This window comes from Catenulispora sp. MAP12-49 (assembly GCF_041262705.1).
GTDB lineage: Bacteria > Actinomycetota > Actinomycetes > Streptomycetales > Catenulisporaceae > Catenulispora.
This window is the reverse complement of the sequence record NZ_JBGCCP010000005.1, coordinates 209,989-235,036: the sequence shown is the minus strand read 5'-3', so window position 1 is coordinate 235,036 and position 25,048 is coordinate 209,989. Positions and strand designations below refer to the sequence as shown.

The 25,048-nt window shown below is 70.7% G+C and carries 24 protein-coding genes; 11 read left to right on the top strand and 13 right to left on the bottom strand.

The window, feature by feature from the left end; all coding sequences use genetic code 11:
* Positions 1-47 precede the first annotated feature (47 nt).
* From ABIA35_RS13485 to ABIA35_RS13475, 3 genes are read right to left on the bottom strand one after another with little or no spacing between them, the layout of a single operon-like run.
* Complete coding sequence (locus ABIA35_RS13485) at positions 48-698, bottom strand: DUF1707 domain-containing protein (protein ID WP_370336887.1); 651 nt, start codon at positions 696-698, stop codon at positions 48-50.
* Between the two features lie 36 nt (positions 699-734).
* The gene (locus tag ABIA35_RS13480) at positions 735-1,439 is read right to left on the bottom strand and encodes a FadR/GntR family transcriptional regulator (protein WP_370358082.1); all 705 of its coding nucleotides are present in this window, start codon (positions 1,437-1,439) and stop codon (positions 735-737) included.
* Positions 1,440-1,452: 13 nt separating this feature from the next.
* On the bottom strand, positions 1,453-2,913 hold the full coding sequence (locus ABIA35_RS13475) for a CynX/NimT family MFS transporter (RefSeq protein WP_370358081.1): 1,461 nt from the start codon (positions 2,911-2,913) through the stop codon (positions 1,453-1,455).
* Between the two features lie 114 nt (positions 2,914-3,027).
* On the opposite strand from ABIA35_RS13475, the gene ABIA35_RS13470 reads away from it, so the two are divergent.
* The 3 genes from ABIA35_RS13470 to ABIA35_RS13460 are packed head-to-tail and all read left to right on the top strand — an operon-like array spanning position 3,028 to position 5,392.
* A complete protein-coding gene (locus tag ABIA35_RS13470; protein WP_370336892.1) occupies positions 3,028-4,680 on the top strand; it encodes a fumarate hydratase in 1,653 nt (550 codons plus the stop codon).
* Positions 4,681-4,706: 26 nt separating this feature from the next.
* Positions 4,707-5,192, top strand: a complete 486-nt coding sequence (locus ABIA35_RS13465) for a PH domain-containing protein (protein ID WP_370358169.1) — start codon at positions 4,707-4,709, stop codon at positions 5,190-5,192.
* Positions 5,189-5,392 carry a hypothetical protein gene (locus ABIA35_RS13460; protein WP_370358080.1) on the top strand — a complete coding sequence of 68 codons (204 nt, stop codon included), beginning with the start codon at positions 5,189-5,191 and terminating at the stop codon, positions 5,390-5,392. Before ABIA35_RS13465 ends, ABIA35_RS13460 begins: the two co-directional genes overlap by 4 nt.
* 19 nt (positions 5,393-5,411) lie before the next feature.
* Here ABIA35_RS13460 and ABIA35_RS13455 read toward each other — a convergent pair whose 3' ends face one another.
* The 7 genes from ABIA35_RS13455 to ABIA35_RS13425 form a co-directional block, all read right to left on the bottom strand.
* A complete protein-coding gene (locus ABIA35_RS13455) occupies positions 5,412-7,535 on the bottom strand; it encodes a hypothetical protein (protein WP_370358079.1) in 2,124 nt (707 codons plus the stop codon).
* An 84-nt stretch (positions 7,536-7,619) separates the two neighbouring features.
* On the bottom strand, positions 7,620-8,351 hold the full coding sequence (locus tag ABIA35_RS13450; protein ID WP_370336898.1) for a hypothetical protein: 732 nt from the start codon (positions 8,349-8,351) through the stop codon (positions 7,620-7,622).
* Between the two features lie 283 nt (positions 8,352-8,634).
* Positions 8,635-9,573 carry a LysR substrate-binding domain-containing protein gene (locus tag ABIA35_RS13445; protein ID WP_370358168.1) on the bottom strand — a complete coding sequence of 313 codons (939 nt, stop codon included), beginning with the start codon at positions 9,571-9,573 and terminating at the stop codon, positions 8,635-8,637.
* Between the two features lie 95 nt (positions 9,574-9,668).
* The gene (locus tag ABIA35_RS13440) at positions 9,669-10,247 is read right to left on the bottom strand and encodes a phosphonate degradation HD-domain oxygenase (protein WP_370336900.1); all 579 of its coding nucleotides are present in this window, start codon (positions 10,245-10,247) and stop codon (positions 9,669-9,671) included.
* Between the two features lie 61 nt (positions 10,248-10,308).
* A complete protein-coding gene (locus tag ABIA35_RS13435; RefSeq protein WP_370336902.1) occupies positions 10,309-10,953 on the bottom strand; it encodes a bifunctional 4-hydroxy-2-oxoglutarate aldolase/2-dehydro-3-deoxy-phosphogluconate aldolase in 645 nt (214 codons plus the stop codon).
* Positions 10,950-12,593 (bottom strand): amidohydrolase family protein, encoded by a 1,644-nt coding sequence (locus tag ABIA35_RS13430; RefSeq protein ID WP_370358078.1) that lies wholly within the window; start codon positions 12,591-12,593, stop codon positions 10,950-10,952. Before ABIA35_RS13430 ends, ABIA35_RS13435 begins: the two co-directional genes overlap by 4 nt.
* Positions 12,593-13,927, bottom strand: coding sequence for an alanine racemase (locus tag ABIA35_RS13425; RefSeq protein WP_370336906.1), 1,335 nt, complete (start codon positions 13,925-13,927; stop codon positions 12,593-12,595). Before ABIA35_RS13425 ends, ABIA35_RS13430 begins: the two co-directional genes overlap by 1 nt.
* A 122-nt stretch (positions 13,928-14,049) precedes the next feature.
* On the opposite strand from ABIA35_RS13425, the gene ABIA35_RS13420 reads away from it, so the two are divergent.
* The 5 genes from ABIA35_RS13420 to ABIA35_RS13400 all read left to right on the top strand — a co-directional run bounded on the left by ABIA35_RS13420 (position 14,050) and on the right by ABIA35_RS13400 (position 18,619).
* The gene (locus ABIA35_RS13420; RefSeq protein ID WP_370358077.1) at positions 14,050-15,282 is read left to right on the top strand and encodes a sugar kinase; all 1,233 of its coding nucleotides are present in this window, start codon (positions 14,050-14,052) and stop codon (positions 15,280-15,282) included.
* A 58-nt stretch (positions 15,283-15,340) separates the two neighbouring features.
* Complete coding sequence (locus ABIA35_RS13415) at positions 15,341-16,081, top strand: IclR family transcriptional regulator (RefSeq protein ID WP_370358076.1); 741 nt, start codon at positions 15,341-15,343, stop codon at positions 16,079-16,081.
* Between the two features lie 84 nt (positions 16,082-16,165).
* The gene (locus tag ABIA35_RS13410; protein ID WP_370358075.1) at positions 16,166-16,576 is read left to right on the top strand and encodes a RidA family protein; all 411 of its coding nucleotides are present in this window, start codon (positions 16,166-16,168) and stop codon (positions 16,574-16,576) included.
* A 132-nt stretch (positions 16,577-16,708) separates the two neighbouring features.
* Positions 16,709-17,935 (top strand): alpha/beta hydrolase family protein, encoded by a 1,227-nt coding sequence (locus ABIA35_RS13405; RefSeq protein ID WP_370358074.1) that lies wholly within the window; start codon positions 16,709-16,711, stop codon positions 17,933-17,935.
* Positions 17,936-17,962: 27 nt separating this feature from the next.
* Complete coding sequence (locus tag ABIA35_RS13400) at positions 17,963-18,619, top strand: NAD(P)H-binding protein (RefSeq protein ID WP_370358073.1); 657 nt, start codon at positions 17,963-17,965, stop codon at positions 18,617-18,619.
* Positions 18,620-18,666: 47 nt separating this feature from the next.
* On the opposite strand, the gene ABIA35_RS13395 is transcribed toward ABIA35_RS13400, so the two are convergent.
* Positions 18,667-20,364 (bottom strand): serine/threonine-protein kinase, encoded by a 1,698-nt coding sequence (locus ABIA35_RS13395; RefSeq protein WP_370358072.1) that lies wholly within the window; start codon positions 20,362-20,364, stop codon positions 18,667-18,669.
* A gap of 298 nt (positions 20,365-20,662) precedes the next feature.
* Between ABIA35_RS13395 and ABIA35_RS13390 the strand changes: the two genes are divergently transcribed.
* A complete protein-coding gene (locus ABIA35_RS13390) occupies positions 20,663-21,004 on the top strand; it encodes a hypothetical protein (RefSeq protein WP_370336920.1) in 342 nt (113 codons plus the stop codon).
* A gap of 112 nt (positions 21,005-21,116) precedes the next feature.
* Here the strand turns inward: ABIA35_RS13390 and ABIA35_RS13385 are convergent, their stop codons facing one another.
* The gene (locus ABIA35_RS13385) at positions 21,117-22,160 is read right to left on the bottom strand and encodes an SGNH/GDSL hydrolase family protein (protein WP_370336922.1); all 1,044 of its coding nucleotides are present in this window, start codon (positions 22,158-22,160) and stop codon (positions 21,117-21,119) included.
* 409 nt (positions 22,161-22,569) lie between these two features.
* Between ABIA35_RS13385 and ABIA35_RS13380 the strand changes: the two genes are divergently transcribed.
* Both ABIA35_RS13380 and ABIA35_RS13375 read left to right on the top strand, forming a co-directional pair.
* Positions 22,570-23,136: a peroxiredoxin gene (locus ABIA35_RS13380; RefSeq protein WP_370358071.1), complete on the top strand. Its 567-nt coding sequence runs from the start codon at positions 22,570-22,572 to the stop codon at positions 23,134-23,136.
* Complete coding sequence (locus ABIA35_RS13375; protein ID WP_370358070.1) at positions 23,136-23,666, top strand: carboxymuconolactone decarboxylase family protein; 531 nt, start codon at positions 23,136-23,138, stop codon at positions 23,664-23,666. The genes ABIA35_RS13380 and ABIA35_RS13375 overlap by 1 nt, the downstream gene beginning before the upstream one ends.
* Here the strand turns inward: ABIA35_RS13375 and ABIA35_RS13370 are convergent.
* Positions 23,663-24,880 (bottom strand): low temperature requirement protein A, encoded by a 1,218-nt coding sequence (locus tag ABIA35_RS13370; RefSeq protein ID WP_370358069.1) that lies wholly within the window; start codon positions 24,878-24,880, stop codon positions 23,663-23,665. The genes ABIA35_RS13375 and ABIA35_RS13370 overlap by 4 nt on opposite strands.
* Positions 24,881-25,048: the final 168 nt, after the last annotated feature.

Here is a 25,048-nt window from a genome sequence, read left to right as displayed (position 1 = left end):
GAACCAGCTCGCGTCCTCGCGTCCTCGCGTCCTCGCGTCCTAACGCCCTAACGCCCGAGGAACTTGCCGAACTTCTTCGGCTTGGGATACCGCACCGACACCTCGCCGAACAGTGCCATCCCGCGCAGCACCACGACCGGCGAGTCCGGCGTGATCGGCACGTCGCCGGCGGCGGTGCGGTCCGAGCCGCTGCGCGAGCCGAACACCGCGGTGCCCTCGTCGCGCACCACGACGCCGTGCGGCACCTTGATCTCGACCGAGCCGAACACGGCGTTCGCGACGATGACCACCTCGCGCTGGGTCAGGACGGCCTCGCGCAGGTCGATGGTGACCGAGCCGAAGACGGCGGCGGCGATCGTCTGCGCGGGCACCAGCCAGCGTCCGCCGCGCTTCTGCTCGGCGAAGACCGCAGTGATTTTCGATCCGGGCGCGTAGTTCGCGGGCATCGCCGGGATCGGGGTGGCCGGGCCGGTGACGGTCCCCATGTGGCGCTGGGGCAGGTCCGAGAGCAGCGGCGAGAGCTCGCCGAGCGTCTTGGCCCGGTAGGCGAGGTCGATGCGCTCGTTGTGTTCCTCGACGTCCAGGCGTCCCTCGGCGTAGGCCTCCCGGAGGGCTTCCGCGACGCGGTCCCGGTCGGCGTCGGAGGCGCGCATGGTGCTGTGCGGATCGTTGGCCGGAAAAGCTGCGGGCACGCTCACCTTCTGCACTATACGCGCGGCGATCGTCGAAGGGATTTACTCTTCCGCGCTGGTCTCCACGTTCAGCGAGGCCTCCCGTACCGCCGCTTCGGGATCCCCGGAACGGACCGCGTCCAGCAGGGTGCTGTGCCCGGCCACGAGGAACCGGTCGAAGTCGGTGCGCAGGGCGCGCTCGGTCAGCACCGTGCGCAGCGCGCTGCCGATCTCCAGGTAGAGGTCGAGCAGCAGGGGGTTGCCTGCGGCGGCGACCATGGCGGTGTGGAAGTTGGCGTCGGCCTCGACCCACTCGTCGACCCAGGTGGTGTCGTCCGCGTCCGCCTTCTCGACCTTGCGCGCCGCGATGTCGCGGGCCGCCAGGGCCTCGGCGCACGCTTCGAGGTCGGCGGCGTTCGCGCGGCGTGCGGCCAGGCGCGCGGCCTCGACCTCGATGGCGCGGCGGACTTCCTGGACGTGGTCGTGCGTGGTCGCCTGGATCTCGCGGCGCAGCGCGCCGGAGAGCTCGCTGCGGGCCCGGACGTACGTGCCGTCGCCGCGGCGCACCTCCAGCAGGCCGGCGTGCGCCAGCGCCCGCACCGCCTCGCGGACCGTGCCGCGGCCCACGTTCAGGGCCTCGACCAGCTCCGGCTCGGTGGGGATGCGGGCGTCGACCGGCCAGGCGCCGCTGCCGATCTGTTCGCGGAGCTTGTCGATGACTTCGTCGACCAGTGAGCCGCGCTGGATGCCTGTGAGTCCGTTCGCCACAGATGGCAGTCTTTCAGTTCGCGGCCGGGCTCATCGAGTCGGAGTGCTCGGAGCCGCTGGAGTCCCCGGAGTCGCCCATCAGCGTGCCGCGCTTGGGGGAGCCCACGTAGGCGGCCACCACGCCCTGAGCCAGGACGACGACCACCATGACGGCCAACGGAACCGTCCAGCTGTGCAGGGCGTGTCCGAGGATGCCGAACATGATCGGGCCCAGCGCCGCGATCAGGTAGCCCGCCGACTGGGAGAACGCGGACAGCGCCGCGGTGCCCGCCGGGGTGCCGCCGCGGAGCCCGATCATCGTCAGGACCAGCGGGAACGCCGCCATGCCGATGCCGATCAGGACCGCGGCCAGGTAGGCCAGCGAGGCCGGGGCGACGATCAGGGTGACGAAGCCGAGCCCGAAGACCACCGCCAGGGCCAGGGCCAGCCCGCGCTGGCTGCGCAGCCGTGCGGCGGTCAGCGGGACGACGAACGACAGCGGCGCGTTGACCGCGAAGGTCACGCTCAGGACGGTGCCGGCGGCGGCGTGGGACATGCCGTGGTCGGAGAGCACGGTCGGGATCCAGCCCATGACCACGTACCCGGACATGCTCTGCAGGCCGAAGGCGACGGTCATGGCCCAGGCCAGCTTGGACTTGGCCAGGGACTTCAGCGGGATGTGCGCCTGCTGCGCGGTGCCCGACGCGGCGACCGTCCCGTCGTGGCGGCGGCGGTGCGAGTGGCTGGCCATCCACAGCGCGAGGCCCGCCAGCGCCGGGAAGGTCCAGAACGCCAGGCCGCCGGAGGGGCCGCCGAAGGTGTCGGACAGCGGGACGGCGATGCCCGCGGCCACGGTGGAGCCCAGGGCGATCATCGTGGAGTACAGGCCGGTGATGGCGCCGATGCGGTGCGGGAAGTAGGTGCGCACCACGACCGGCAGCAGGACGTTGCCCAGCGCGATGCCGATGCCGGCCAGGACCGAGCCGGCCAGCAGGCCGGAGACGTCGGGGATGCCGCGCACCGCGGAGCCGGCGACCAGGACGGCCAGGCTCGCGGCGAGCACGGAGCCGGCGCCGTGGCGGCGGGCCAGCCAGGAGCCGGCGGGGCCGGCGAAGGCGAAGATGACGACCCAGAGCGTGGGGAGCAGGGTGACCACGCCGGCGCCGAGGTGGAGGCGGTCGCGGAGCTGGTCCAGCAGCGGGCCGGTGGAGGACACGCCCAGGCGCAGGTTCGCCGCGACCAGGACGATGCCGGCCAGGATCAGGGCGCGGCCGGCGAGCTTCTGCTGGTCGCGGGCCTCGGGCTCGGCCGGGATGGCGGGTTCGCCGAGGCGCTCGAGCTTCTCGAGTTCCTCCAGCGTCGCGAGTCGCTCCAGTGTCTCGAGCCGGTCCAGTGTCTCGAGCTGGTCGAGCGTCTCGAGCTGCTCGACGGGCCCCTCGGGGTCGGTGCGGCGGTGCTTGCCCCGGGTCCCGGGCCGGTCGAGCGATATCGTCATGCGTCTGATGGTAAGACGTATGATGTTTCTGCTTCAAGTCCGCGCCCGGCGCTGTGGCGCACCGCACAAAAGCCGCGGGGAAGGGGCTCCTCACCTCGCGAGTACGCTGGCGACATGCCTGACTTCGAGTACGCCGACCTCCTCCCCACGGGGCCGGACCAGACCCCGTACCGCCTGCTCACCAGCGAGGGCGTCAGCACCGTGGAGGCCGGCGGGCGCACGTTCCTGCAGGTCGAGCCGGAGGCGCTGCGGCTGCTCACCGAGACCGCGATGCACGACATCGCGCACTACCTGCGTCCCGGGCACCTGCAGCAGCTGCGGAACATCCTGGACGACCCGGAGGCCTCGCCGAACGACCGGTTCGTGGCCCTGGACCTGCTGAAGAACGTCAACATCTCGGCCGGCGGCATCCTGCCGATGTGCCAGGACACCGGCACCGCGATCGTGATGGGCAAGCGCGGCCAGCAGGTGCTGACCTCCGGCGGCGACGAGGCGCACATCGCGCGCGGCGTGTACGACGCCTACACCAGGCTGAACCTGCGCTACTCGCAGATGGCGCCGCTGACGATGTGGGACGAGAAGAACACCGGCTCGAACCTGCCGGCGCAGGTGGAGCTGTACGCCACCGACGGGGACGCGTACAAGTTCCTGTTCATGGCCAAGGGCGGCGGCTCGGCGAACAAGTCGTACCTGTATCAGGAGACGAAGGCGATCCTGAACCCCAAGGCGATGCTGAAGTTCCTGGAGGAGAAGATCCGCTCCCTGGGCACCGCGGCCTGCCCGCCGTACCACCTGGCGATCGTCATCGGCGGCACCTCGGCGGAGTTCGCCCTCAAGACCGCCAAGTACGCCTCCGCGCGCTACCTGGACACTCTGCCGAAGCAGGGCTCGATCACCGCCCACGGCTTCCGCGACCTGGAGCTGGAGGCCGAGGTCCTGGAGCTGACCCGCCGCATCGGCATCGGCGCGCAGTTCGGCGGCAAGTACTTCTGCCACGACGTGCGCGTCATCCGTCTGCCCCGGCACGGCGCCTCGCTCCCGGTGGCGATGGCGGTCTCCTGCTCGGCAGACCGCCAGGCCCTCGGCAAGATCACCCGCGACGGCGTCTTCCTGGAGCAGCTGGAGTTCGAGCCCGGCCACTTCCTCCCGGAGACCACGGACGAGCACCTTGACGACGACGTGGTCCGCGTCGACCTGACCCGCCCGATGTCCGAGATCCGCTCGGAACTGTCGAAGTACCCGGTGAAGACCCGCCTGGCCCTGACCGGCACCCTGGTCGTCGCCCGCGACATCGCCCACGCCAAGATCAAGGAGCGCCTCGACGCGGGCGAACCGATGCCGCAGTACCTGAAGGACCACCCGGTCTACTACGCCGGCCCCGCCAAGACCCCCGAAGGCTACGCCTCTGGCTCGTTCGGCCCCACGACCGCAGGCCGCATGGACTCCTACGTCGCCCAGTTCCAGGCCGCCGGCGGCTCCATGGTGATGCTGGCGAAGGGCAACCGCTCGAAGCAGGTCACCGACGCCTGCGCGGAGCACGGCGGCTTCTACCTCGGCTCCATCGGCGGCCCCGCGGCCCGGCTGGCGCAGGACTGCATCAAGAAGGTCGAGGTGCTGGAGTACGCCGAGCTCGGGATGGAGGCCGTGTGGCGGATCGAGGTGGAGGACTTCCCGGCTTTCATCGTGGTTGACGACAAGGGGAACGACTTCTTCCAGGACACGACTGGTCCGGTGATGCGGATCGGGAGCAAGCCGCCGACGGCATAGACGCTGCGACGACAACCGAGCACGTGATGATGGAACCGCTCGTTCTGGTGTTGCGTCCAGGGCAGCGAAGGAAGCTCCTGGCCTGCGCCATCGGCTGTGTCCTCGCCGCGGTGGCGTGCGCCGTCTTCAGCTTTCTGCACGTCTTTCACGGTGGGCGGTCGCAATTCACGGTGCCGCTGCTGGGAGTGGTCGCGGTGGTGAACGCGGTCGTTCTCGGTGACAGCGCGCTCGGTCGCACGGTGGTCAACGAGGGGGGCGTCACCCTGTGGCGTCCCCTGCGCCGCCGAACCGTGCGCTGGGACGACATCGATTCCTTCGAGGACAGGGAGTCGGGAGAGGGCGACGTCAGCCGAGTCGTGCTGGTCACTGCTTCCGGCAGCCGGCGGGTGCTTCCGGCACCGATGAACGCGTCGTGGGGGCGGGACGACGAGCTGGGTGCGCGAGTTCGCGACTTGCGGGAGTCGGAGAGGTCCGGACGGTACCGGCCACAGCTCCGTGGCTTGAGTCAATGAACGGCTACGTCCGTGGCATCAACGCCCCGTATCGCGTGTTCCTTGCGGAGGTAGGCGGACCCGACTCGCGGGATCTGCACGAGGTCATCATGACCGCCACGTTCAACGGGGACCTGACGACGCTGCGATCCTGGCTCGACGAGCGGTACGGGCCGGGTGAGTTCACGGCCTTGTTCCGGTCCGAGGCGTACGCCGTCTAGCAAAGGGCTGGTACCCCCATCACTCCTCGTGCCCCGAAGCGCCCTCCGCCTTCGCCACATCATCAGCCGTCTGATTCGCGAGCGCCCGAGTCCCGAGCGGTCCGCTGATCAGCGCGCCGAGCTGCGTGGCCAGGTTCGCCGGGAGCTTGGCGGCGGTGTCGATGACGTCGAGCTCGTCGATGTTCGCGGAGCGGGTGTCCAGGAGTGCCTTGAGTGTCGGCGAGATGCCCTGGGTGGGGTCCACCGTCGCCACCGATGTGCTGTACAGCAGGTAGCCCTTCTGGGGGCTGCTGAGTTCGGCGAGGAGGATGTCGGCGGGGGAGTTGGAGGGGACGATCGTCACGTTGGTGGTCATCGCGTTCATCGCGAGGGCTGCGAGGAAGTCGGAGTGGGTGGTGCCGAGGGCTTCGGTGGGGGTCGCGAAGCGCTTGAGGGGTACGGCTGTGGCGGCGGTGAAGGCTCGGTCGCCGAAGGCGATGATCTGGGGTGCCGTGGTGTCCCAGGTGCTGTCCAAGCCCTTGAGGTAGGTGAGGTCCGACGCTGCGAGCTTGCCGGCGCTGAGCTGCATTACGCGCGCGCCGTCGGCCTTGGCCTCGGTCAGGGCTGCGGTGTCTGCGGGGTCGACGACGGCGATCGGGGCCGGGGCCAGGGTGGGCGTGGCCGCGTCCGGCTTCGGGGCCGTGCTGACGTGGGCCACCTTGTAGCCGAGCTTCGTGATGGCGGCGTCGGCGTTGGCGGGGAAGGCGCCGGGGGCTCCGACGAGGGTGACGGTGTCCAGGCCGTCGAACGGGTTCTGGGTGTTCGGGGTGCCCAGGACCCGCTTGATCTCGGTGGTCAGGCGCGGGTCGAGGGTGCCGTGGCCGGTGCTCAGCAGGGTCGGGCCGTACAGGCCGGCCCAGCCGAGTTCCTTCTGGGCGGTCTGCGGGTCGTCGGCGGCGATGATGGTCACCGACATCGCGTAGGGGCCGTGGGGGCCGGCGCCGGCGGGCTCGGGGGTGGTGCCGGTCTGGGTCAGCCAGCGGTGCTGTGACACCGAGACCGAGGCGCCGACGAGGTCGGTCGGGGAGGTCCCGGACAGGGTGACGATGTGGTCGGTGGCGGTCGGCAGGAAGGAGACCACGCCGGGCTTCGCAGAGAGCTGAGTCGGGGCGGCGCCGGGCTGGCCGGCGGCGAGCTCCATGATGCCGGTCGGCGTCGAGTAGGCGATCTGCTTGCCGTCCGGGGTCCAGGTCAGGTGCGTGGCGTTGGCGGCGTCGGCTTCGAGCGTCGTGGCCGGCGGCGTCGTGCCGTAGGCCTTGGCCATCGCGGCGGCGGTCGCCATCTCGATCCCGCCGCCCTTGCCGACGAACGCCAGAGCCCCGTCGGCGCTCAGGGCCGGCCAGCTGCCCTCGGCGAACTGGTCGGCGGAGTTCGCACCGCCGCGCGCGTTGCTGTCCTCGTGGTGGATCCACAGCTCCTGACCCTTGGCGCTGTGCGCCTGGAAGACCAGGGTCGAGGAGGTCCCGAACAGGTTCCGGGCCTCGGTGCTGGTGGGGTTCGACGCGTCGGCGACGGTGGTCCAGGTGCCCTTCTCCGTGCTCGCCGGCGTGGACATCTCGCTGCTGGAGTGGTCGCTCTGCCCCACGGCCTGCGCCTGCCGGACGAAGTGCGTCCCGGCCGCGTTCTGCTCGGTGTACAACACGGTCCCGCCCTGCCACGACGGGCCGGACAACTTCGACCCCTGATCCGGCTTCACCAGCACGACCATGCTGCTGCCGTCCGGCCGCGCGGTGGCCACGTTCCCGGACCCGTCGACGAACGCGATCCGGCTGCCGTCCGGGGACCAGGAGGCCTCGGACACCGTCGTCGGGAACGTCACCGGGGTCCCGGCGATGGTCACCGTCGCCGTGCCGTCGGAGATGAGCGGCGTCCCGGCGGCGTACTGCGGTGCCGGCTTCGCAGGGGACGCAGGGGACGCAGGGGACGTAGACGACGTGGACGGCGCGGCGGACGTGGGTGCGGCCGCCGACGTGTGCGTGGCGGCGGCGGCGACCGGCGCCGTGCTCGGCTGCGCCGCCGACTTGCCGCAGGCCGAAGCCAGCAGCGCGACCGACGTGGCGGCAGCAGCGGTGACCAGCAGGCGGCGCGAAGAAGAGCGGCTCACGGGAGGGGTCCTTTCCCCGAAACGATGTCGCCCTGTAGACGTGCGTGCAGGCCCCTGGTTTGCTGCCGAACCGCGCGCGGCGGGTCACATTTCGGTAACGCCGCCCCCGGCCCTGCTCCGCGCCATCGCAGCCTCCAGCAACGCCCTCGCGTACTCCCCGGCCGCCTCCTCGTCGTCGAGCAGGTAGGGCGGGCAGGACTCGGTCGGCGGCTCGGCGTCGGCCAGGGCGGCGACGAGCTCCGGGATCTGGTCGGCGCCCAGCTGGTGCGTGCGCAGTTCGGTCAGGCCGGTGAACAGGAACGCCACCTGGTTCGAGCCCGGCGTGTAGCTGAATTCGTAGTCTGCGAAGCCCGCGACCGCGCCGCCGACGGTGCTGCCGGCCTCGGCCGAGCTGCCCCGGGCCGTGCCGCGGGCCAGGGAGGCGCCCATGACCTCCGCGTCCTGGCCCCGGCGGGCGTTGGGACGGGCCAGGAAGGGGCAGGTGAAGGCGGCGAAGAGCATGCAGGCGCGGTGGCCCGGGGGCTCGGGGGAGGGCGCCTTGTTCGCGGCGTCGGTCCGGCCCGCGGCGTGCGCGGCGGCCAGCGCCTCGGTCTCGGCCGCCGCGATGACGCGGTACACCGGCCCCGCGGCCATCGGGGTCCCGCAGATCGAGCAGCGGCGCTCGATCGCGCAGATCAGCGTGCGGGCGGCGCCGGTGATGGCGAACGTCGGACTCCCGTCGGCGTCGCGGGGCGTGATCGCCGGGATCGGGTAGCCGCGCGGGTCGTGCGGCAGGGCGGCTATCGCGGGCGGCACGGGTGCTTCGCGGGGCGTCATGGCGCTATTGAAGCACCGGCGGGGGCACTGTGCGGTGGATGATCAACTGTGCGGTACGTAGCGGTAGCATCACCAATCGGTCATGTTCACGCAAAAGTTGATAACCGATCGGCAACAGCCCTTGGCGTTTCACTCAATTCTCAGCATTATTTGCAGGTGAGCCGGAGCTGGCGCTTCACTTGCGGCGGGGACAGATGAAGTGTCAGCTCCGACTGTCCGCTTCCGGGACCGGCAGCCGGACCGCCGGCTGGACCGGCAATCGGGCCGACAATCGGGCCGCCAATCAAACCGCCAGCCGCACCGGCAGCCGCGCCGCCGTCACCGCGTCGCGCATCGCCTCCGCCAGTCCGCCGAACTCCTCGGCACGCGCCGACGACGACCGGTACAGCAGCCCGATCCGCCGCGACGGCGCGGGAGCGTCGAATCTGCGCGCCTCCAGGCCCGATCCGGCGCGCGCGTCGACCGCGACCGCCGTCTCCGGCAGCAGCGTCACCCCTATCCCGCCGGCGACCAGCTGCACCAGCGTCGACAGTGACGCCGCGCGCGTCGCCCCGGAATCGGCGACGCCCACTTCGGTGCACACATCGAGCGCTTGGTCGCGCAGGCAATGGCCCTCTTCCAGCAGCAGGATCTGGTGGTCCTTCAACACTTTCCGCGACACCGGACCGTCCCCGGCCGGCAACGTGTGCTCGGGCGCGACCACCAGGAAGTCCTCGTCGTAGAGCGCCAGCTCCTCGACCCCGCTCGTCCCGGCCGGCAGGGCCAGCAGCCCCAGATCGAGGCGCCCGGAGGAGATGCCCTCCAGGAGTACGGCGGTCTGCTCCTCGTGGACGAACAGATCCAAGTCCGGGAAGCGCTTTTTCAGCGGACGCAGCAGCGCCGGCAGCAGATACGGAGCCAGCGTCGGGATCACGCCGACCTTCACCGTCCCGGTGTACGGCCGGCGCGCCGTGGCGGCCTCCTCGACCAGGTCGTCCATCGCGGCCAGGACCCGCTGTGCGTGCCGCGCGACCCGCTCGCCGGACGACGTCAGAAGGACTCTGCGCGTGGTGCGCTCGACCAGCCGCGTCCCGAGGTTCTCCTCGAGCGCCGCGATCGCACCGGACAGCGCCGGCTGGCTCATCCCGAGCACCGCGGCCGAGTCCCGGAAGTGCAGATGCTCCGCGACCGCCGTGAACGCCTTGAGCTGCGCGATGGTCGGGGTACGGGGGGACGTGGCGATGGTGGTGCTCCCGGCATGTGCGCTTGCGATTGATAGATCCAGTTTATCGCGGTATGCGCAATGCCCGGTGCGAGGCGATCAATCCAGCGAGGTGATCATTCTCTCGGCGCTGCCGCGTCGGCGCGCACCAGCCCCGCCAACAGCCCCCGGTAGTGCTCGAATCCCGGGTCGCCGGCGTCCGGCTCCTTCGCGGCCTCGTCCCAGCGCCGCAGCCGCACCGCGTCCTCGGCGTGCGGACCGGCCTCGAACTCCGCGACCTCCCGCGCCGACATCGGGCCGCCCTGTACTGACAGCGTGTACACCGAAGCCTCGGACAGCTTGCCGAAGTAGTCGGGCTCGACCGCGCACAGGTAGCGCTTGGCGGCGACGTGCAGCCGCACCGGCTCGGTGACCTCCGGCCCGAACCACGCCGCGAGCCAGTCCGCGCCCTGGTGGCTGTGCCGGTTGTCGTGGCCGGCCATCAGCTCCCGGCCGTGGACCGCGCCGGTGAAGTGGCCGACGTCGTGCAGCAGCGCGGCCGCGACGAGCGAGGGCGCCGCGCCGTCGCGCTCGGCCAGCGCCGCCGCCTGCAGCATGTGCCCGGCCTGGGTGACCGGCTCGCCGAGGTATTCGGCGCCGCCCTCTCCGGCGAACAGGGCGGCGATCCGGTCCACGACAGCTTCGGGGGTGCTCACGCCGTGAAGGGTAGCGAGGTGGCGGAGTGCGATGTAAGTGGCGATCGGCCTATGGCGGCTATCAGGCCGGTCGACGTACCGCCGCCATGAACGCCCGGGCCCGCCGCGTGATCTCCTGCCAGTCTCCCGCGGCCACGACGTCCGGCGGCACCACATCAGTACCCGCACATACCGCCAACGCGCCTTGCGCCAGGAACTCGGCGGCGTTGCCGGCGTTGACGCCTCCCGAGGCGACCAGCGGCAGCCCCGGATAGGGCCCGCGCAGATCCTTGAAGTAGCCCGGGCCGAAGGCCTTGGCCGGGAAGATCTTCACGGCCGCCGTGCCGAGGTCGAGGGCCTGCGCGACCTCGGTCGGCGTCAGCGCCCCCAGCACGACCGGCACCCCGGCCTCGTGCGCCACCTCGGCGACCTCGGGCCGCAGGCCGGGGGTGACCAGGAACGAGACCCCGGCGTCGATCGCCTCCTTGGCCTGCGTGGCGGTCAGGACGGTCCCGGCGCCGATGCGGTGCCCGGCGGCGACGGCGGCTCGCAGATGCCGAACCACGTCCGGAGTGCTGAAAGTGAGCTCCGTGCAGGTGATTCCCCCGCCGGCCAGCGCCGCGCACAGCGCCGCCGAATCAGGGATCGACGGTGCCCGGACCACGGCTATCACCGGTTCGGCGGCCAGCCCGGCCCGGAACTCCGGGTGCGGAAGGTCGAGTGTCATATTGCTGATACCCCCTGTTCTGTGCGTCGCAGCGCCCGGCCGGGGAGGGCCCCGGTGGGCTTGCCGTCTGTCAGTACCGACACGCCGTTGACCAGTACCTCGACCACGCCTTCGGCGGCCTGGCGCGGCTGCTCGAAGGTCGCGGTGTCGCGCACGGTCCGCGGATCGAACAACACCAGATCCGCGTGGTGGCCGAGCCGGATCAGGCCGCGCCGGTCGAGCCGCAGGCGCCGGGCCGGTCGGCCGGTCATCCGCGCGATCGTCTCCTCCAGCGTCAGGACGCCGAGGTCGCGGCTGTAGTGGCCGAGGTAGCGCGGGAACGTGCCCCAGGCGCGGGGATGCGGACGCGCTCCGACCAGCAAGCCGTCGCTGCCGGCGGTGTGCGCGCGGTGGCGCATGATGGCGCGCACGTTCTCCTCGTTGCCGACGTGGTGCAGGATCGTCGTCCCCAACCGGTCGGCGGTGAGCAGGTCGAAGAACGCGTCGGTGCCGGTCACGGCGCGCGCGGCGGCGATCTCGGCGACGTTCTGCCCGACGGCGTCGGACAGTGCGGTGTCGCGCACCCCCGAGATCTGGATGGTGCGCCAGTCCACGACCATGCCGTGGTTGCCGTCGCTGCCGCGTTCCTCGACGTCGCGCCGGATCCGCTCCCGGGCCGCCGGGTCGGCCAGCCGCGCCAGCGTCGCGTCCGGGCCGCCCTCGGCCGACCAGCTCGGCAGCAGCGCGGCCAGCGTGGTGGACCCCGGCAGGTAGGGATAGGTGTCGAGGCTGATGTCGCAGCCCACTGACTCTGACATGGCCGCGTCGATCAGGTCCAGGAACTCGGCGGCCCGGCCCGCGTTGACTCCGAAGTTCATGGTGGCGTGGGCCAGATGCAGCGGGCAGCCGGAGCGGCGCGAGATCTCGATCATCTCGGCGTAGCCGCCGAGCGCCCCGGCGCCGTAGGAGCGCTGATGCGGCGAGTGGTATCCGCCGTGCGCGGCGACGACTTCGCAGAGTTCGATCAGCTCGTCGGTCCCCGCGTACATGCCCGGGGTGTAGGACAGGCCGCTGGACAGGCCGACCGCGCCCTCGCGCAGGCCCTGCGCGACCAGTTCGCGCATGCGGTTCAGCTCGGCGCGGCTCGGTTCGCGGTTCTCCCAGCCCATCGCGAGCATGCGGACGGATCCGTGCGGGACGAGGTAGCAGGCGTTCACCGCAATACCCTGATCCAGCCGGTCCAGGTATTCGCCGACGGTCCGCCAGTCCCAGTCGAAGTCCTCCGGATCGCCGTTCCAGCCGGCGATCTGGCGGCGCAGGGCGGGCAGCGTGGTGTCGTCGACCGGGGCGTAGGACAGGCCGTCCTGGCCGAGGACCTCGCAGGTGACGCCTTGCGTGACCCGCGAGGGGTGGTCGCGCTCGACCAGGGCGCGCAGGTCGGAGTGCGCGTGCATGTCGATGAAGCCGGGGGCCAGGACCAGGCCGTCGGCATCGATCACGCGCGCGGCGGTCGCAGGCCGCGCGGAGGTGTCGGCGTCGGCGTCGGTGTCGGTGGTGTTGATGGCGGCGATGACGCCATCGGTGACGGCGACGTCGGCGCGGTAGCGGTCGGCTCCCGTGCCGTCGATGACGGTGGCGCCGCGGAAGAGCAGCTCGGCCATCAGAAGAAGGTCCTCACCAGATCGACGACTCTCGGGTCGGCGCTGTCAGCGTCGTCGAGGACCGGGATCAGGGTCCACTTGTCGAACGCGGTGCAGGGATGGGAGAGGCCGAGACGGATGACGGCACCGACCGGTGCGGTATCGCCGGCATCGCGCAGGAACGCGTGCTGGTCGTTGAGCGCGGTGATGACGCCGGAAGCCGGTCCGACACCGCGGACGAGCTGAGGGATGGGCAGGCCCTCATCGAACGGGAGGTCGCGCTTGCCCGCGTCGAGGAGGGAGAGCTGCGGTTCGGGGTGCGAGACGACGCGGGCCCAGCCGTGCATCGCCGCTCGGAAGGGGGTCGAGGTCTTGGCTTCCCGGGAGAGCGGGGAGATGCCTCGGTAGAACCCGTCGTCGTGGATGACGTAGGCGCCGGACCGCACGACGACTTCGGCTCCTGATTCGGTCGCCGCCGGCACCAGGATCTCGGCGACGGTGTCGAAGTACGCGCTGCCGCCGGCCGTGACGACGGGATGGTCGGTCTCGTAGGCGGCGGCGAGCCGGCGGTGCAGTTCGGCGAGGTCGCGGAGGTAGGAGCGGACGGCGTCGAGTCCCTCGGGCGAGGCGTCGTGCGCCAGCGCGCCCTCGTATCCGGCGACACCCGCGAGTCGCAGCGTCGGCGCCGTTACGACGGCGCGCGCGACGTCTTCGGCCTCTGCGATGCTGCGCGCCCCGGTCCGTCCGCCGGCGCCGCCGAGCTCGACGAGGACTTCGATCGGGCGGTCCGTCTCGGGATCGGGGCCGCTGCCGACGCCGGCGGCGCGCAGGGCGGCGTCCATCAGGGCGACGGTGTCCACGGAGTCGGCCCAGCAGGCGAAGGCGAAGTCCGGATCGGCGGCCAGCTCCGCCGCGATCCAGGCCAGGCCGGCCGGAGCTGTGTCGACCAGGGCGTTGGCGAGCATGAGGCGCTGGACGCCGAAGGCGCGGGCCACACGCAGCTGCGGGAGGTTGGCCAGTGTGATGGCGACTGCTCCGGCGTCCAGTTGGGCCTGCCAGAGCGCGGGGGCCATGGTCGTCTTGCCGTGCGGGGCCAGGGAGACGCCGGCCTCGTGGCACCACGCGGCCATGGTGCGCAGGTTGTGGTCCAGGGCGCCGGCGTCGAGGGTGAGCAGCGGGGTGCCGAGATCGGACAGGCGGGGGCCGGTGGCGACGTAGGCGTGCGCGGTGCGTCCCCAGGCCTGCGGCGGCAGGGCTTTGAACCGCCAGTCCAGGTGCTCGTCGCCGAGGGCGGCGACGGCGGTCCGGTCGATGCCGGCGCTCGCGGTGCGGCTGCCGAACGTCTGATGGACCATGCGTCGCCTCCGCTGCCTGTGGGATTGCAATATATGCAACGCTCGTTGCATATGCTGTGCATCGGTTCTAGCATTCCAGGCGAAGGGCGGTCAATGCTGTGGGTGCAGTGACTGTGGGTGCGATGACTGGGGAGGCCGGAGTGGTGACGGCTTGGGCGGTGTGCGTCGGCGAGTCGATGGCGGCGTTGCTGCCGGACGTGCCGGGCCCGCTGGACGCGGTCGAGTCGTTCGCGGTCTCGGCCGGTGGCGCGGAGTCGAACGTGGCGTGCGCGTTGCGCGCCTTGGGCGTGCCGAGCGCGTGGGTCAGCCGGGTCGGCGACGACGGCTTCGGACGGCGGCTGGTCGGCGAGCTGGCCCGGCGGGGCGTGGACACCTCGGGGGTGGCGGTCGATCCGCTGCGGCCGACCGGGCTGTACCTGAAGGAGACCGGCGGATCGGGGCGTGACGGGGACCTCGGCGCGGGTCGCAGCAAGCTGCATTACTACCGCGCGGGGTCCGCGGCGTCCGCGATGTCGGCGGCGACACTGCGCGAGCCCGAGGTGGCGCGCTTGGTGGACGGCGCGCGGCTGCTTCACCTGACGGGGATCACGCCGGCGTTGTCGGGGACGTGCCTGGAGATGGTGCGCGCGGTGCTGGCCGCGCCGCGCGGGCGGCGGCTGGTCAGCTTCGATCTGAACTGGCGGCCGACGCTGTGGCGGGACCGGGACCCGGGCGTGCTGCGGGAGTTCGTGAACGCGGCCGACGTCGCGCTGCTCGGCGCCGACGAGGCGGAGATCGCCTTCGGCACCGGGGATCCGGGCGAACTCAGGGCTCTGTTCCCGGGGCCGGCGACGATCGTGGTGAAGGACGCCGAGCGCGTCGTGACCGCGCTGACCGCCGACGGTGCGGTGTCCGAGCCGGCGCTGGCGGTGGACGTGGTCGAGCCGACCGGGGCCGGGGACGCCTTCGCGGCGGGGTATCTGGCCGGGACGCTGCACGGGTTCGACGAGCGGCGGCGGTTGCGGCTCGGGCACCTGGCCGCGGCGTCGGCTTTGGTGGCGCATGGGGATGTGGGGGAGTTGGGGGATCTGAGCAGGCTTGCTGACGATGGCCGCGCCGACCGCGCCGACCGAGCCGACCGAGCCGACCGAGCCGCGCATGCCGAACCTGCCGCGCACGACGGCCAGTGGTCGGCGGTCACGGTCGCCGCGCTGCTGGAGGCCTCGGAGGAGCAGTGGCGCGCGACGCGGATCTCGGCCGGGGGCATCGCTTTCGGCGGCGGTGCGGCTGGCGGCGCTGAGGCCGATGACATCGCGGTCGGCGGCATCCAGGCCGGCGATATCCAGGTCGGTGGCTCGGAGCCGGTGCGCTCGTGATGCCCGCTCTCCCACCCAAGTCGCGCAGCCGATCATTCCGCGAGAAGGTGAGGGTCTCATGAGCCAGACCGTCACCCGCGCCCTGCGCCTGCTCACCGAGCTCGGCGAGGGCGAGCGCTCGCTGGACCAGCTGGCCGAGGTGGTCGGCGTCCACAAGACCACGGTCCTGCGGCTGCTCCAGTCGCTGGAGGCCGACCGGTTCGTCTATCGCGACGCCGAGTACCGCTACCACCTCGGCGCCGGGTTGTTCGCGCTGGCCGGGCTGGCGATGGAACAGCGCGGCATCCGGCCGATCGCGGCCCCGCATCTGGCGGCGCTGAACGCGGCGACCGGGCAGACCGTGCACCTGGCCGCGTACGAGGGCGGCGAGGTCGTCTACATCGACAAGTACGACTCGCGTCACAGAGTACGTATGTACTCGCGTGTCGGGCTGCGGGCCGGGTTGCACAACACCGCGGTGGCGAAGGTCCTACTGGCGGATCTGCCGGTGGCCGAGCGGCGGCGGGTGGTGGCGGGGATCGAGTTCGTGCCGCACACGCCCAACACCATCGCCTCGGTGCCGCAGCTGCTCGCGGAGCTGGAGACCGTGGCCGCGCAGGGGTGGGCCCAGGACCATGCCGAGCACGAGACGTTCATCAACTGCATCGGCGCGCCGGTGCGGGACGCCTCCGGGCGCGCCGTCGCGGCGGTGTCGATCTCGGTGCCGGACGTGGTGCTCCCGTATGAGCAGGTGCTGGAACTGCTGCCGCAGCTGCTCGAAACGGTGCGCGCCATCTCCGCCGACGCCGGCGCCCCCTGATTTCGCTGCGCCCTGACCTTGGTGCCCCCTGACTTCCAATCCTCTGTTCCGAGAACCATCTCCGAAAGAAAGCGAGCTCTCCCGATGACTTCCGCGAAGACCGAGATCCGTACCGACGGCGCCCCGGCCCCGATGCCGGTGTTCTCCCAGGGCGTCCGCAAGGGCCCGATCCTGCAGGTGTCCGGGCAGGGCGGCGAGGACCCGGCGACCGGCCAGTACGTGGCCCCCGGCGACGTGAAGGCGCAGACCGCGCGCACGCTGGAGAACGTGAAGGCGATCGTCGAGGCCGGCGGCGGCACCGTCGACGACATCGTGATGCTCCGTGTCTACCTCACCACGCGCGACCACTTCGGGGCGATGAACGAGGCGTACGCGGAGTTCATCGAGGCGAACCTCGGCGCGGACGGGGTGAAGCCGAGCCGGACGACCGTCTTCGTGCAGCTGCCCAAGGAGTCGATGCTGGTGGAGATCGACGCGCTGGCCGTCGTCGGCTGATCGGCTCGCCGGACCTCATGGCAGGGGCTTCATCCTGGGGGATGAGGCCCCTGGACCTGGGGGATGACAGGGCTCGAAGGTGCCATCCGTGGGGTGATCCGCGATGAGACGCCCCGCTCATACCTTCAACCCATGGTTACCAACCGACGCCGCCTGGCGGCCTCCGCGATCGTCGCTCTGTCCGTTTCCGCGCTCACCCTTGTCGGGTCAGGCGCCGCTTCCGCTGCGGCTCCGCATGCGGTTTCCGCCTATTCCGCCGCCGCATCGGCCCACTCTCCGGCATCCACTTCGGCTTCCACTCCGGCCTCCGCGCAGTACTCGCTGCCCGCGCCGACCGGCCGCTACGCGGCGGGCGAGGACGTCCTGCACCTGACCGACGCCAGCCGCCTGGACCCCTGGAATCCCTCGGCGGGCCATCGCCAACTGACCGTCTCGATGTTCTACCCCGCTCGCCAGGGCACCGGTCAGCCCGCGCCCTACATGAGCGCCGGCGAGGCGGCGAACTTCGTGGCGCTGCGGGTCCCGCCGGGCTTCGGGGTCACCGCCGACGCCGTCGCGGCTCTGCAGACCCACGCCTTCACCGGTGCCAAGGCCGCTCCCGGCAAGTTCCCGCTGATCGTGCTCTCGCCCGGGCTGGAGAACCCGCGGGCGACCCTGACCTCGCTGGCGACCGGTCTCGCGAGCCGGGGGTACGTCGTGGCCCTGGTCGGGCACCCGTACGAGGACAGCGGCGAGCAGCTCGCGGACGGAAGCATCGCGCCGTGTCTGTGGTGCAGCCAGAGCGGGCCGGACCCGGCGAGCAACGAGCAGCTGGTCAGCAGCCGCGCCGTGGACGTGAAGTTCGTCGTGGACCAGCTCACCGGCGGGCATGTCTGGGGTCTGAGCCACCTGATCGACAAGTGCGCCGTCGGCATGGCGGGTCACTCGGTCGGCGGCGCTTCGGCGGCCGCGGCCATGGAGGCCGACCCGCGGATCCGCGCGGGCGTGAACATGGACGGGACCTTCTTCCCCGCCGTGCCGGCCGGCGGCCTCGGCGACCGGGCGTTCATGATGTTCGGCAAGCAGAGTGACCACAGCGCCGGCGACGCGCCCGACTGGGACCAGACCTGGGCCGACCTGACCGGCTACAAGCGCTGGTTCGCGGTGGACGGGGAGGCGCACGCGTCCTTCACCGACATCGCCGTGCTGGCCGAGGAGGCCTCGATGCCGGTCCCCGGGCAGAGCCTGGACGGGTTCCGCAGCATCCAGATCACCCGTGACTACGTCGCGGCGTTCTTCGACAAGGCCCTGAAGGGGATCCCGTCGCCGCTGATGGACGGCGCCTCGCCGGCGTACCCGGAAGTGGCCGCGCAGCCGTAGACGGGCCGTTGATCGGAGAATGGCGCCATGACAGTTCGTGATTCCGTGGCCGATGGCAGGTACCTGGTGCTCGGCGGCTCCGGCCGGACCGGCTCGCTCGTGACGGCGCTGCTGCTGGAGCGGGGGGCGCGGGTGACGGTCGCCGGCCGGCGCCCGCGCGGTGTGGCCGGCGCCGACACCGCCGTGGTGGACCTGTCCGCCGGCTTCGACGCCGCGCTGCTCGACGGGTACGACGGCGTGGTCGTGTCGGTCGAGCCGCCGACCGACGACCGCGGCGCGGAGGCGGTGATGCACCGGGGTGTGGCGGCGGTCGGCGAGGCCGCCGCCCGGAGCGGGGCGCGGGTGGTGCTGGTGTCGCAGATCTACATCACGCGGGCCCACGAGCACCCGGACTTGGCGGGGATCATCGCGGCCCGGGCACGGGGCGAGGAGGCGCTGCGGGCCAGTGGTGCCGCGTACACGATCGTGCGGCCGGGGTGGCTGACGTCGGGGCCCGCGGCCGGGATCCGGCTGGAGCAGGGGGACAAGGGGGACGGTCGGACCAGCCGAGCGTCCGTGGCCGGGGCTTCGGTGGCGGCGCTGACTGCCGCGGACGCCGTGGGGAAGACCTTCGAGATCTACGACGCCGGCGACGCGGCGCCGGACTGGTCGGCGGAGTTCGCGGCGCTGGCGGCCGACAGCTAGCGTGCTGACGGTGCCCGCTGGTGGCCGGTGGCTGCGGTAGGCGCTGTTCAGGGCGTTTTCTGCGCGGCCTTTCGTTTCGCGTCGGCCTCGACGGCCCAGCCGATCGCGACCGTCAGGATGCCCGCCAGGGTTCCGGCCGACGCCCACAGCGCTCCGATCGGCGGCAGCCAGGTCTTGTAGATCCCGGCGCCCGCGGCCTCCGCGCAGAACGCGGCGGCGCCGCCGGCGGCGAAGACGAAGATGCCGGCGACGACCTGGACGGTGGCGCCGAGAGCGTCCGGGATCGCCTTCACGGCCGCGATGGTCCACAGGACCGCGGCGGTCACGACGACGAAGACGGTCGGCGCGATGACCCACCAGCCGGGGGAGTAGGCGTCCTTGGTCGGGTCGATGCGGTCCTGGACGATGACGCGGGCGTCCTGGTCGGCGGTGACGGGGTGCCAGGCGGCGGGGATCTCGGCGTGGTTGAGGGCGTAGGCGGCCAGGCCGAGGAGGGCGAGCATGAGGAGGAGGATCGCCTTGGACTGCCAGGGGGATCGGGGTTTCGCAGGGTTCTGGCTCTGGCTCTGGCTCTGGCTCTTGTTCTGCTTCTTGTTCTGCTTCTTGGTCTTGTCCGTGGCGATGCCGGTGAAGGTCGATGCGCCTGATGGCGTCGACTGGCCCGACTGATTCGACTGGCCTGTCTGGGCTGACTGAGCTGCTCGGGCGCGGCGGTTCTGTTGTGCCGACTGGATGCGGTTCTCGGCATGGAGGACCGCGGCGGCCGCGTTCTTGCGGAGCGCCTTGGCCAGCAGCCCGGCGACTTCCTTGGCGCCGCCGCCGTTCTTGGCGGGGTCGTCGAACGGCATGAAGGGGCGTGTGTAGGCGCGGGTCGATCCGAAGGTCGTGGTGGCGCCGTCGCCGAGTTGTTCGGCCGCCTGCTGGACCATCGTCAGGGCGTCGCTGAGCTCGGGGCGGTTCGCGGCGTCCTTGTGCAGGAGCGCGCCGAGGAGCGGCTTGAGGGCTCCGGCGCGTTGCGGTTCCGGGGGATCTTCGAGGAGTACGGCGGTCAGTGATCCGGTGGGGGTGTCGCGGTGGAAGGGCGAGACGCCTTCGACCGCGTGGTACAGGGTCACGCCGAGCGAGAACAGGTCGCTGGCGTACGTCGCCTCGTGTCCGCGCGCCCGCTCGGGCGCCATGTACTCGGCCGAGCCGAGGATGACGCCGGCGGTGGTGATGGAGGGGTCGGCGTCGTTCACCGCGATGCCGAAGTCGGTGAGCAGGACGTCGCCGTCCTCGGTGAGCATCACGTTGGCCGGCTTGATGTCGCGGTGCACGACCTTCACGGCCTGCGCCGCGCGCAACGCCTGGAGCAGCGACGCGGCGAGGTAGACGGCGTCGGGCTCGGAGAGCGGGCCGCCGTCCTTGATCCGGGTCGCCAGGGTCCGGCCCTCGACGAGCTGCATGACGATCCAGGGGCCGCCGTCGTCCACGACGTCGTGCACCGCCACCACGTTCGGGTGGTCCCGCAGCTTGGCGGCGTGCCGCGCCTCGCGCAGCGCGCGCTCGGTCTGCGCCGCCTGCTGCGACTGCGGCGCGTTCAGCGGAAGCCGCACCTGCTTGACCGCGACATCGATGTCCAAAGACCGGTCCCGCGCTCGCCACACCTCCCCGAAGCCGCCCTCGCCCAACCTCGCCAGCAGGCGGTAGCGCCCGCCGACCGACCGCCCCAGCCCCGTCGCCCCCGGGCTCGTAGTCTCCACCACGTCCCGCCCTTCCCCGCTTGAGCGCCCGGCTACTCAGGAGGGGTCCCTTGACAGGAGGGCGATCATCGGTGACTCGGTGATCGCGCGCAGCTTGAAGGGCACCGAACGAGTGACCGGGCGGGTGACTGAGCGTGTGCCCGGGCGAGTGACCGAGCGAGTGCCCCACGACGGCCGAGCGCGCCCCCGCGCCGCCGGATCATCCCATCGGCCTACGCCTGCGCGAGCCCTGACGTCAGCGTGCATAGCATCCGAAAAGGGGGGGAGTCAGAGTTAGCACACCTGCGGAAGGAACCGGTTCATGGCTGACAACGGCACCCGCGTCAAGGCGGCCGACAACCCCATGGTCTACGTCGTCCTCGAGGGCAAGCGGCGGGCCCTGAACGAGTCGTCGTACCTGAACATCTTCAACGACTGGGAAGGCATCACCGAGGTCAACGTCGAGGACCTGCAGGACGGCGGCGCCATCCAGGACGGCTACATCGGCAACGCGAACGGCGAGAGCTACCTGGTCGCCGACAACGTCAAGTACCGCATCAACGGCAACGCCACCGCCGAGCGCCTCAACCTGAAGGTGACCACGCCCCGGCCGCTGAGCGAGCAGGAAGTCGGCGCGCTGGCCGACGGGCCGCAGTTGGGCTGATCGCGCGGATCGTATTGATCGTGCTGACCGCGCGGGTCTTGCCGATCGTGCGGATCGCGAAGCCGGCCGCGGGGTTGAGGATGCGCCTCCCCCGCGGCCGACTTCGTGCAGTTCAGCGTTCGAGCAGGGCGATGCGGATGGCTCGCTCCACGTGGGCGGCGGTGTTGGCGTAACCGGCGGCGTTGGGGTGGACGAGGGTGAGGCGCTTCTTGATGGGGGCGCAGTTCAGCAGCGTGCCAGGGAGCGAGGTCGGCCAGTAGTCCTCGGCGTCGCCGCAGATTCCTTCGACCCACTTGGTGTCCGCCGGCTTGCAGGCGTCGTGGCCGATGCTGGAGGAGTAGATGTCGACGTAGCGGTCGCCGAAGAAGTTCGAGACCCGCTGGATCGTGCTGTTCAGCTGCTTGAGGACGTCCTCACGGAGCCAGTCGATGTCGGCGGCGGTGACGGCGCCGAGCTGGGTGAGACTGAAGCGGGTACAGTCGCTGCCTTGCTCCGGCAGCACGGCCGGGTAGCCGACGGTGATCACCTTGGCGTTGGGCGCGGCCTGGTGCACCTTGGCCAGCATCTCGATGTACTCGTCCTGGACCCGGGCGAGCTTGTCCTGCATGCTCTCCTCCCCCGCGGGGGGATTGGTGTAGTAGTCGCGGCACGACTTGCCCAGCAAGCCTGTCTCCTGGCACTTGAGGAGAATGCCCCCGAAGGGCAGGCTGTTGCCGCCGACGCCGATGGTGACGACGTCGGTCTTGTCGTCCAGCTGCGCGCGCTGGATCTGCGTGGGCACCGAGGGCCAACCGTCCGCGGGCGGCTCCACGGGACTGATCGGCACCTGCTTGGCCGTGGCGATGTCGGCGATGGTGGCGTTGCCACAGCTGACGTTGGTCAGGTGGACGGGCTTGCCCGGCGGGAACTCGGCGAGTTCACGGTCGACGACGTCGGGGTAGGCGTTGGTCGTGCGGTCGCAGCCGTCGCGTGACGGATCGCCGAGCGGCGGCAGCGGGTCCCCGACGAAGCCGCCGGCGGTGTACGAATCGCCCAGCGCGGCCCACTGGTACTGGTCTGCCGCGCTCGCGGAGCCCAGGGGCGAAAGCGCGGAAGAAGCCGCCAGGGCGAGCCCCACGGCGAGTGCTCGCGTTCGCAGGCGGGAAACATGTCGCATGGATCCTCCAGGATGTGTGGAATCCACCCGGGACCGGAATACGGCAGCCGGGCGGAGGGCGCCTTCGCCAAGATCATCAAGGCGCCGCGTCCAAGATCATCCATGCCGCGGGGCCGGCGTTTGGGGAGGTCCGGGCGGTTCTGCACTCGATGCACTCGATCGAGTTAATGGAGGCGGATCCCATCTCATTCCGTGATGGTGATTCGTCACGGTCGGGATTCTGGGTGACACTGCTGGAAGCGTTTGGCGCCGATCCGCGATTGATCGGCTCTCCCTATCGCGACTCGCCCCTCGTGCCTATTTCACTGATCAATTCCGGTCTGACAGCCTGGTGATGTCGCGCCCGCGGACCCTTCGAGGCCGCCTGAGGCGCAGGTGCAAGGCAACCCTCATCGCTAGGAGACCAACCGTGGCCACGCTGACCATCGGCGACCAGTTCCCCAAGTTCAACCTGACCTCGGTCGTGGACATCGACCAGGCGAACCCCGAGGACGCGTTCGTCCAGATCACGGATGAGTCCTACGCGGGCAAGTGGAAGGTGGTGTTCTTCTGGCCCAAGGACTTCACGTTCGTCTGTCCGACCGAGATCGCGGCGTTCGGCAAGCTCAATGGGGAGTTCCAGGATCGGGACACGCAGGTGCTGGGGGTGTCCGTCGACAACGAGTTCGTGCACCGGGCTTGGCGGCTGGACCACAAGGATCTGCGGGAGCTGCCGTTCCCGATGATGGCGGACGTCAAGCGGGAGCTGACTGCTGCTTGCGGTGTGCTGAACAAGGATGGGGTTGCCGACCGGGCCACGTTCATTGTGGATCCGAACAACGAGATCCAGTTCGTCATGGTGACGGCCGGGTCTGTCGGGCGGAATGTTGATGAGGTGCTGCGGGTGCTGGATGCGCTGCAGACTGATGAGCTGTGCCCGTGCAACTGGAAGTCCGGCGACGAGACGCTGGTTGTGCGAGAGCTGCTGAACGCCTGATGGGGTACGAGGTTCTGAAGGACGCGCTGCCGGAGTACGCCAAGGACGTCAAGCTGAATCTCAGCTCGATGATCAACACCTCGAAGCTCACCGAGCAGCAGTTGTGGGGTGCGATTCTCGGGACGGCTATCGCGTCGCGGAATGCGAAGGTGATCGCGGAGCTTTCGGCTGATGCCAAGACGCATCTGTCGGAGGTGGCGTATGTCGCTGCCAAGGGGGCGGCGGCGATCATGGCCATGAACAACGTGTACTACCGGGGTATGCACCTGCTGGGCGACCCTGAGTACCAGAATCTGCGGGCCGGGCTGCGGATGAACTTCATGGCCAATCATGGGGTGGACAAGCTCGACTTCGAGTTGTGGTCGCTGGCCGTCTCGGCGATCAACGGGTGCCAGCGGTGCTTGGAGTCGCATGAGCAAGTGCTTGTGAAGGCCGGTGCCTCCCGCGAGACGGTGCAGGAAGCGGTTAAGATTGCTGCCATCGTCAACAGTGTCTCCGTGACGCTGGAGGCGGAAGACTCGCTGGCTTAAGCAGCACCCTGGTTTTGCCGGCGTCTGACCGCCGCCTTCCACTTCGTGACGATCTCCGAAGCCAGGAAGGCGGCGGTCGCGACGCATACGGACAGCAGCGTCCACATCGCGCCTCCCGCGGCGCCCGCGGCGGTGCCGATGACGAAGACCGCTCCCGATGCCATCAGCCAGCGCGAGCACGCTGCCCATTCGCTGACCTTGCGGAGCAGGGCGATGGCGGCCAGGAAGCCGGCCACCGGGATCGTCAGGGTCAGGGCCATGGCTGTGCGGCCCAGTGCTCCGTCGTCCTGGGCGACCTGCTCCAGGAGTGCGGCGAGCGTTCCGCCGATGGTGGTCAGGGTGCCGTAGACGAAGTAGTGGCCGTAGCCCCAGATGAAGGCCGTGCGCATCCGGGTCAGGTCGTATTCGCCGAGGAACCCGAAGTACAGCCACCACAGGCAGAAGGCCAGGATCGCCGCGCTGATCGCGCCGACCATCAGGGTCGCCAGGTGCTTGTGGTCCGTCAGGGCCGTGTTGAAGGCCGTTGAGGCGACCAGGACGATCTCGCCGAGGATGATGATCGTGAACAGGCCGTAGCGCTCCTCCACGTGCTCGGAGTGCGGCAGGGGGGCCACCTCGGCGCGCTGGGCCCAGGCCGGGACCGCCAGTTCGACGACCACGCCGATCGCGAAGAACGGGATGGTCTGCAGCGGGGTCAGGCCGCTCAGCCCGAAGCCGAACAGCACCCAGCCGACCTGGACCGCCAGGATGCCGTAGGCCCAGCGGTTGCAGAAGGGGCGCAGGGCCGGGTTGGCGTGGCCGGCGCGCATCCACTGCGCGGCCATCACCAGACGGATCACGACGTAGCAGCCCACCACGATGCGGAAGTCGTCGTGCTCGAACACGTCCGGGATGCCCGAGGCGATCCCGAGCGAGGCCAGGAGCTGTACCAGCACCATCAGGCGGTAGGGCACGTCGTCGGGGTCGAAGAAGTTCGCGAACCAGGTGAAACCCATCCAAGCCCACCAGACACCGAACACCATCTCGACCAGGGAGATGACGCCGTGCAGCAGCTGCCCGGAGATCACCGCGTGGTGCCACTGCTGGGCGATCGCGCTGATCGTGACCACGAAGACCAGGTCGAAGAACAGCTCCAGGGTGGTGGAGGTGCGCCCCTCCTCGTTGTGGTCGCGCAGCAGGATCGGCCGGATCAGGATCGTGGGTGAGGACGGCATAACCGCATTAAAGAACACCGGCGCCCCGTCCGGTCGCAAGATCCTTGCGAACGGACGGGGCGCCGGGGTGGCACGGCCCGTCGTCAGGCGGCGCTCAGGGGAAACCGTCGCCGGAACTCGGCTACGAGAACCAATCAGGGCGTGCCGGATCAGCGCTTCGACAGCGCC

Coding starts and splice junctions, on each gene's coding strand:
- ABIA35_RS13475 (WP_370358081.1), bottom strand. CDS start 2,913: ATGACGATATCGCTCGACCGGCCCGGGACCCGGGGCAAGCACCGCCGC.
- ABIA35_RS13470 (WP_370336892.1), top strand. CDS start 3,028: ATGCCTGACTTCGAGTACGCCGACCTCCTCCCCACGGGGCCGGACCAG.
- ABIA35_RS13465 (WP_370358169.1), top strand. CDS start 4,707: ATGATGGAACCGCTCGTTCTGGTGTTGCGTCCAGGGCAGCGAAGGAAG.
- ABIA35_RS13460 (WP_370358080.1), top strand. CDS start 5,189: ATGAACGGCTACGTCCGTGGCATCAACGCCCCGTATCGCGTGTTCCTT.
- ABIA35_RS13450 (WP_370336898.1), bottom strand. CDS start 8,351: ATGACGCCCCGCGAAGCACCCGTGCCGCCCGCGATAGCCGCCCTGCCG.
- ABIA35_RS13435 (WP_370336902.1), bottom strand. CDS start 10,953: ATGACACTCGACCTTCCGCACCCGGAGTTCCGGGCCGGGCTGGCCGCC.
- ABIA35_RS13430 (WP_370358078.1), bottom strand. CDS start 12,593: ATGGCCGAGCTGCTCTTCCGCGGCGCCACCGTCATCGACGGCACGGGA.
- ABIA35_RS13425 (WP_370336906.1), bottom strand. CDS start 13,927: ATGGTCCATCAGACGTTCGGCAGCCGCACCGCGAGCGCCGGCATCGAC.
- ABIA35_RS13420 (WP_370358077.1), top strand. CDS start 14,050: ATGACTGGGGAGGCCGGAGTGGTGACGGCTTGGGCGGTGTGCGTCGGC.
- ABIA35_RS13415 (WP_370358076.1), top strand. CDS start 15,341: ATGAGCCAGACCGTCACCCGCGCCCTGCGCCTGCTCACCGAGCTCGGC.
- ABIA35_RS13410 (WP_370358075.1), top strand. CDS start 16,166: ATGACTTCCGCGAAGACCGAGATCCGTACCGACGGCGCCCCGGCCCCG.
- ABIA35_RS13405 (WP_370358074.1), top strand. CDS start 16,709: ATGGTTACCAACCGACGCCGCCTGGCGGCCTCCGCGATCGTCGCTCTG.
- ABIA35_RS13400 (WP_370358073.1), top strand. CDS start 17,963: ATGACAGTTCGTGATTCCGTGGCCGATGGCAGGTACCTGGTGCTCGGC.
- ABIA35_RS13390 (WP_370336920.1), top strand. CDS start 20,663: ATGGCTGACAACGGCACCCGCGTCAAGGCGGCCGACAACCCCATGGTC.
- ABIA35_RS13385 (WP_370336922.1), bottom strand. CDS start 22,160: ATGCGACATGTTTCCCGCCTGCGAACGCGAGCACTCGCCGTGGGGCTC.
- ABIA35_RS13375 (WP_370358070.1), top strand. CDS start 23,136: ATGGGGTACGAGGTTCTGAAGGACGCGCTGCCGGAGTACGCCAAGGAC.
- ABIA35_RS13370 (WP_370358069.1), bottom strand. CDS start 24,880: ATGCCGTCCTCACCCACGATCCTGATCCGGCCGATCCTGCTGCGCGAC.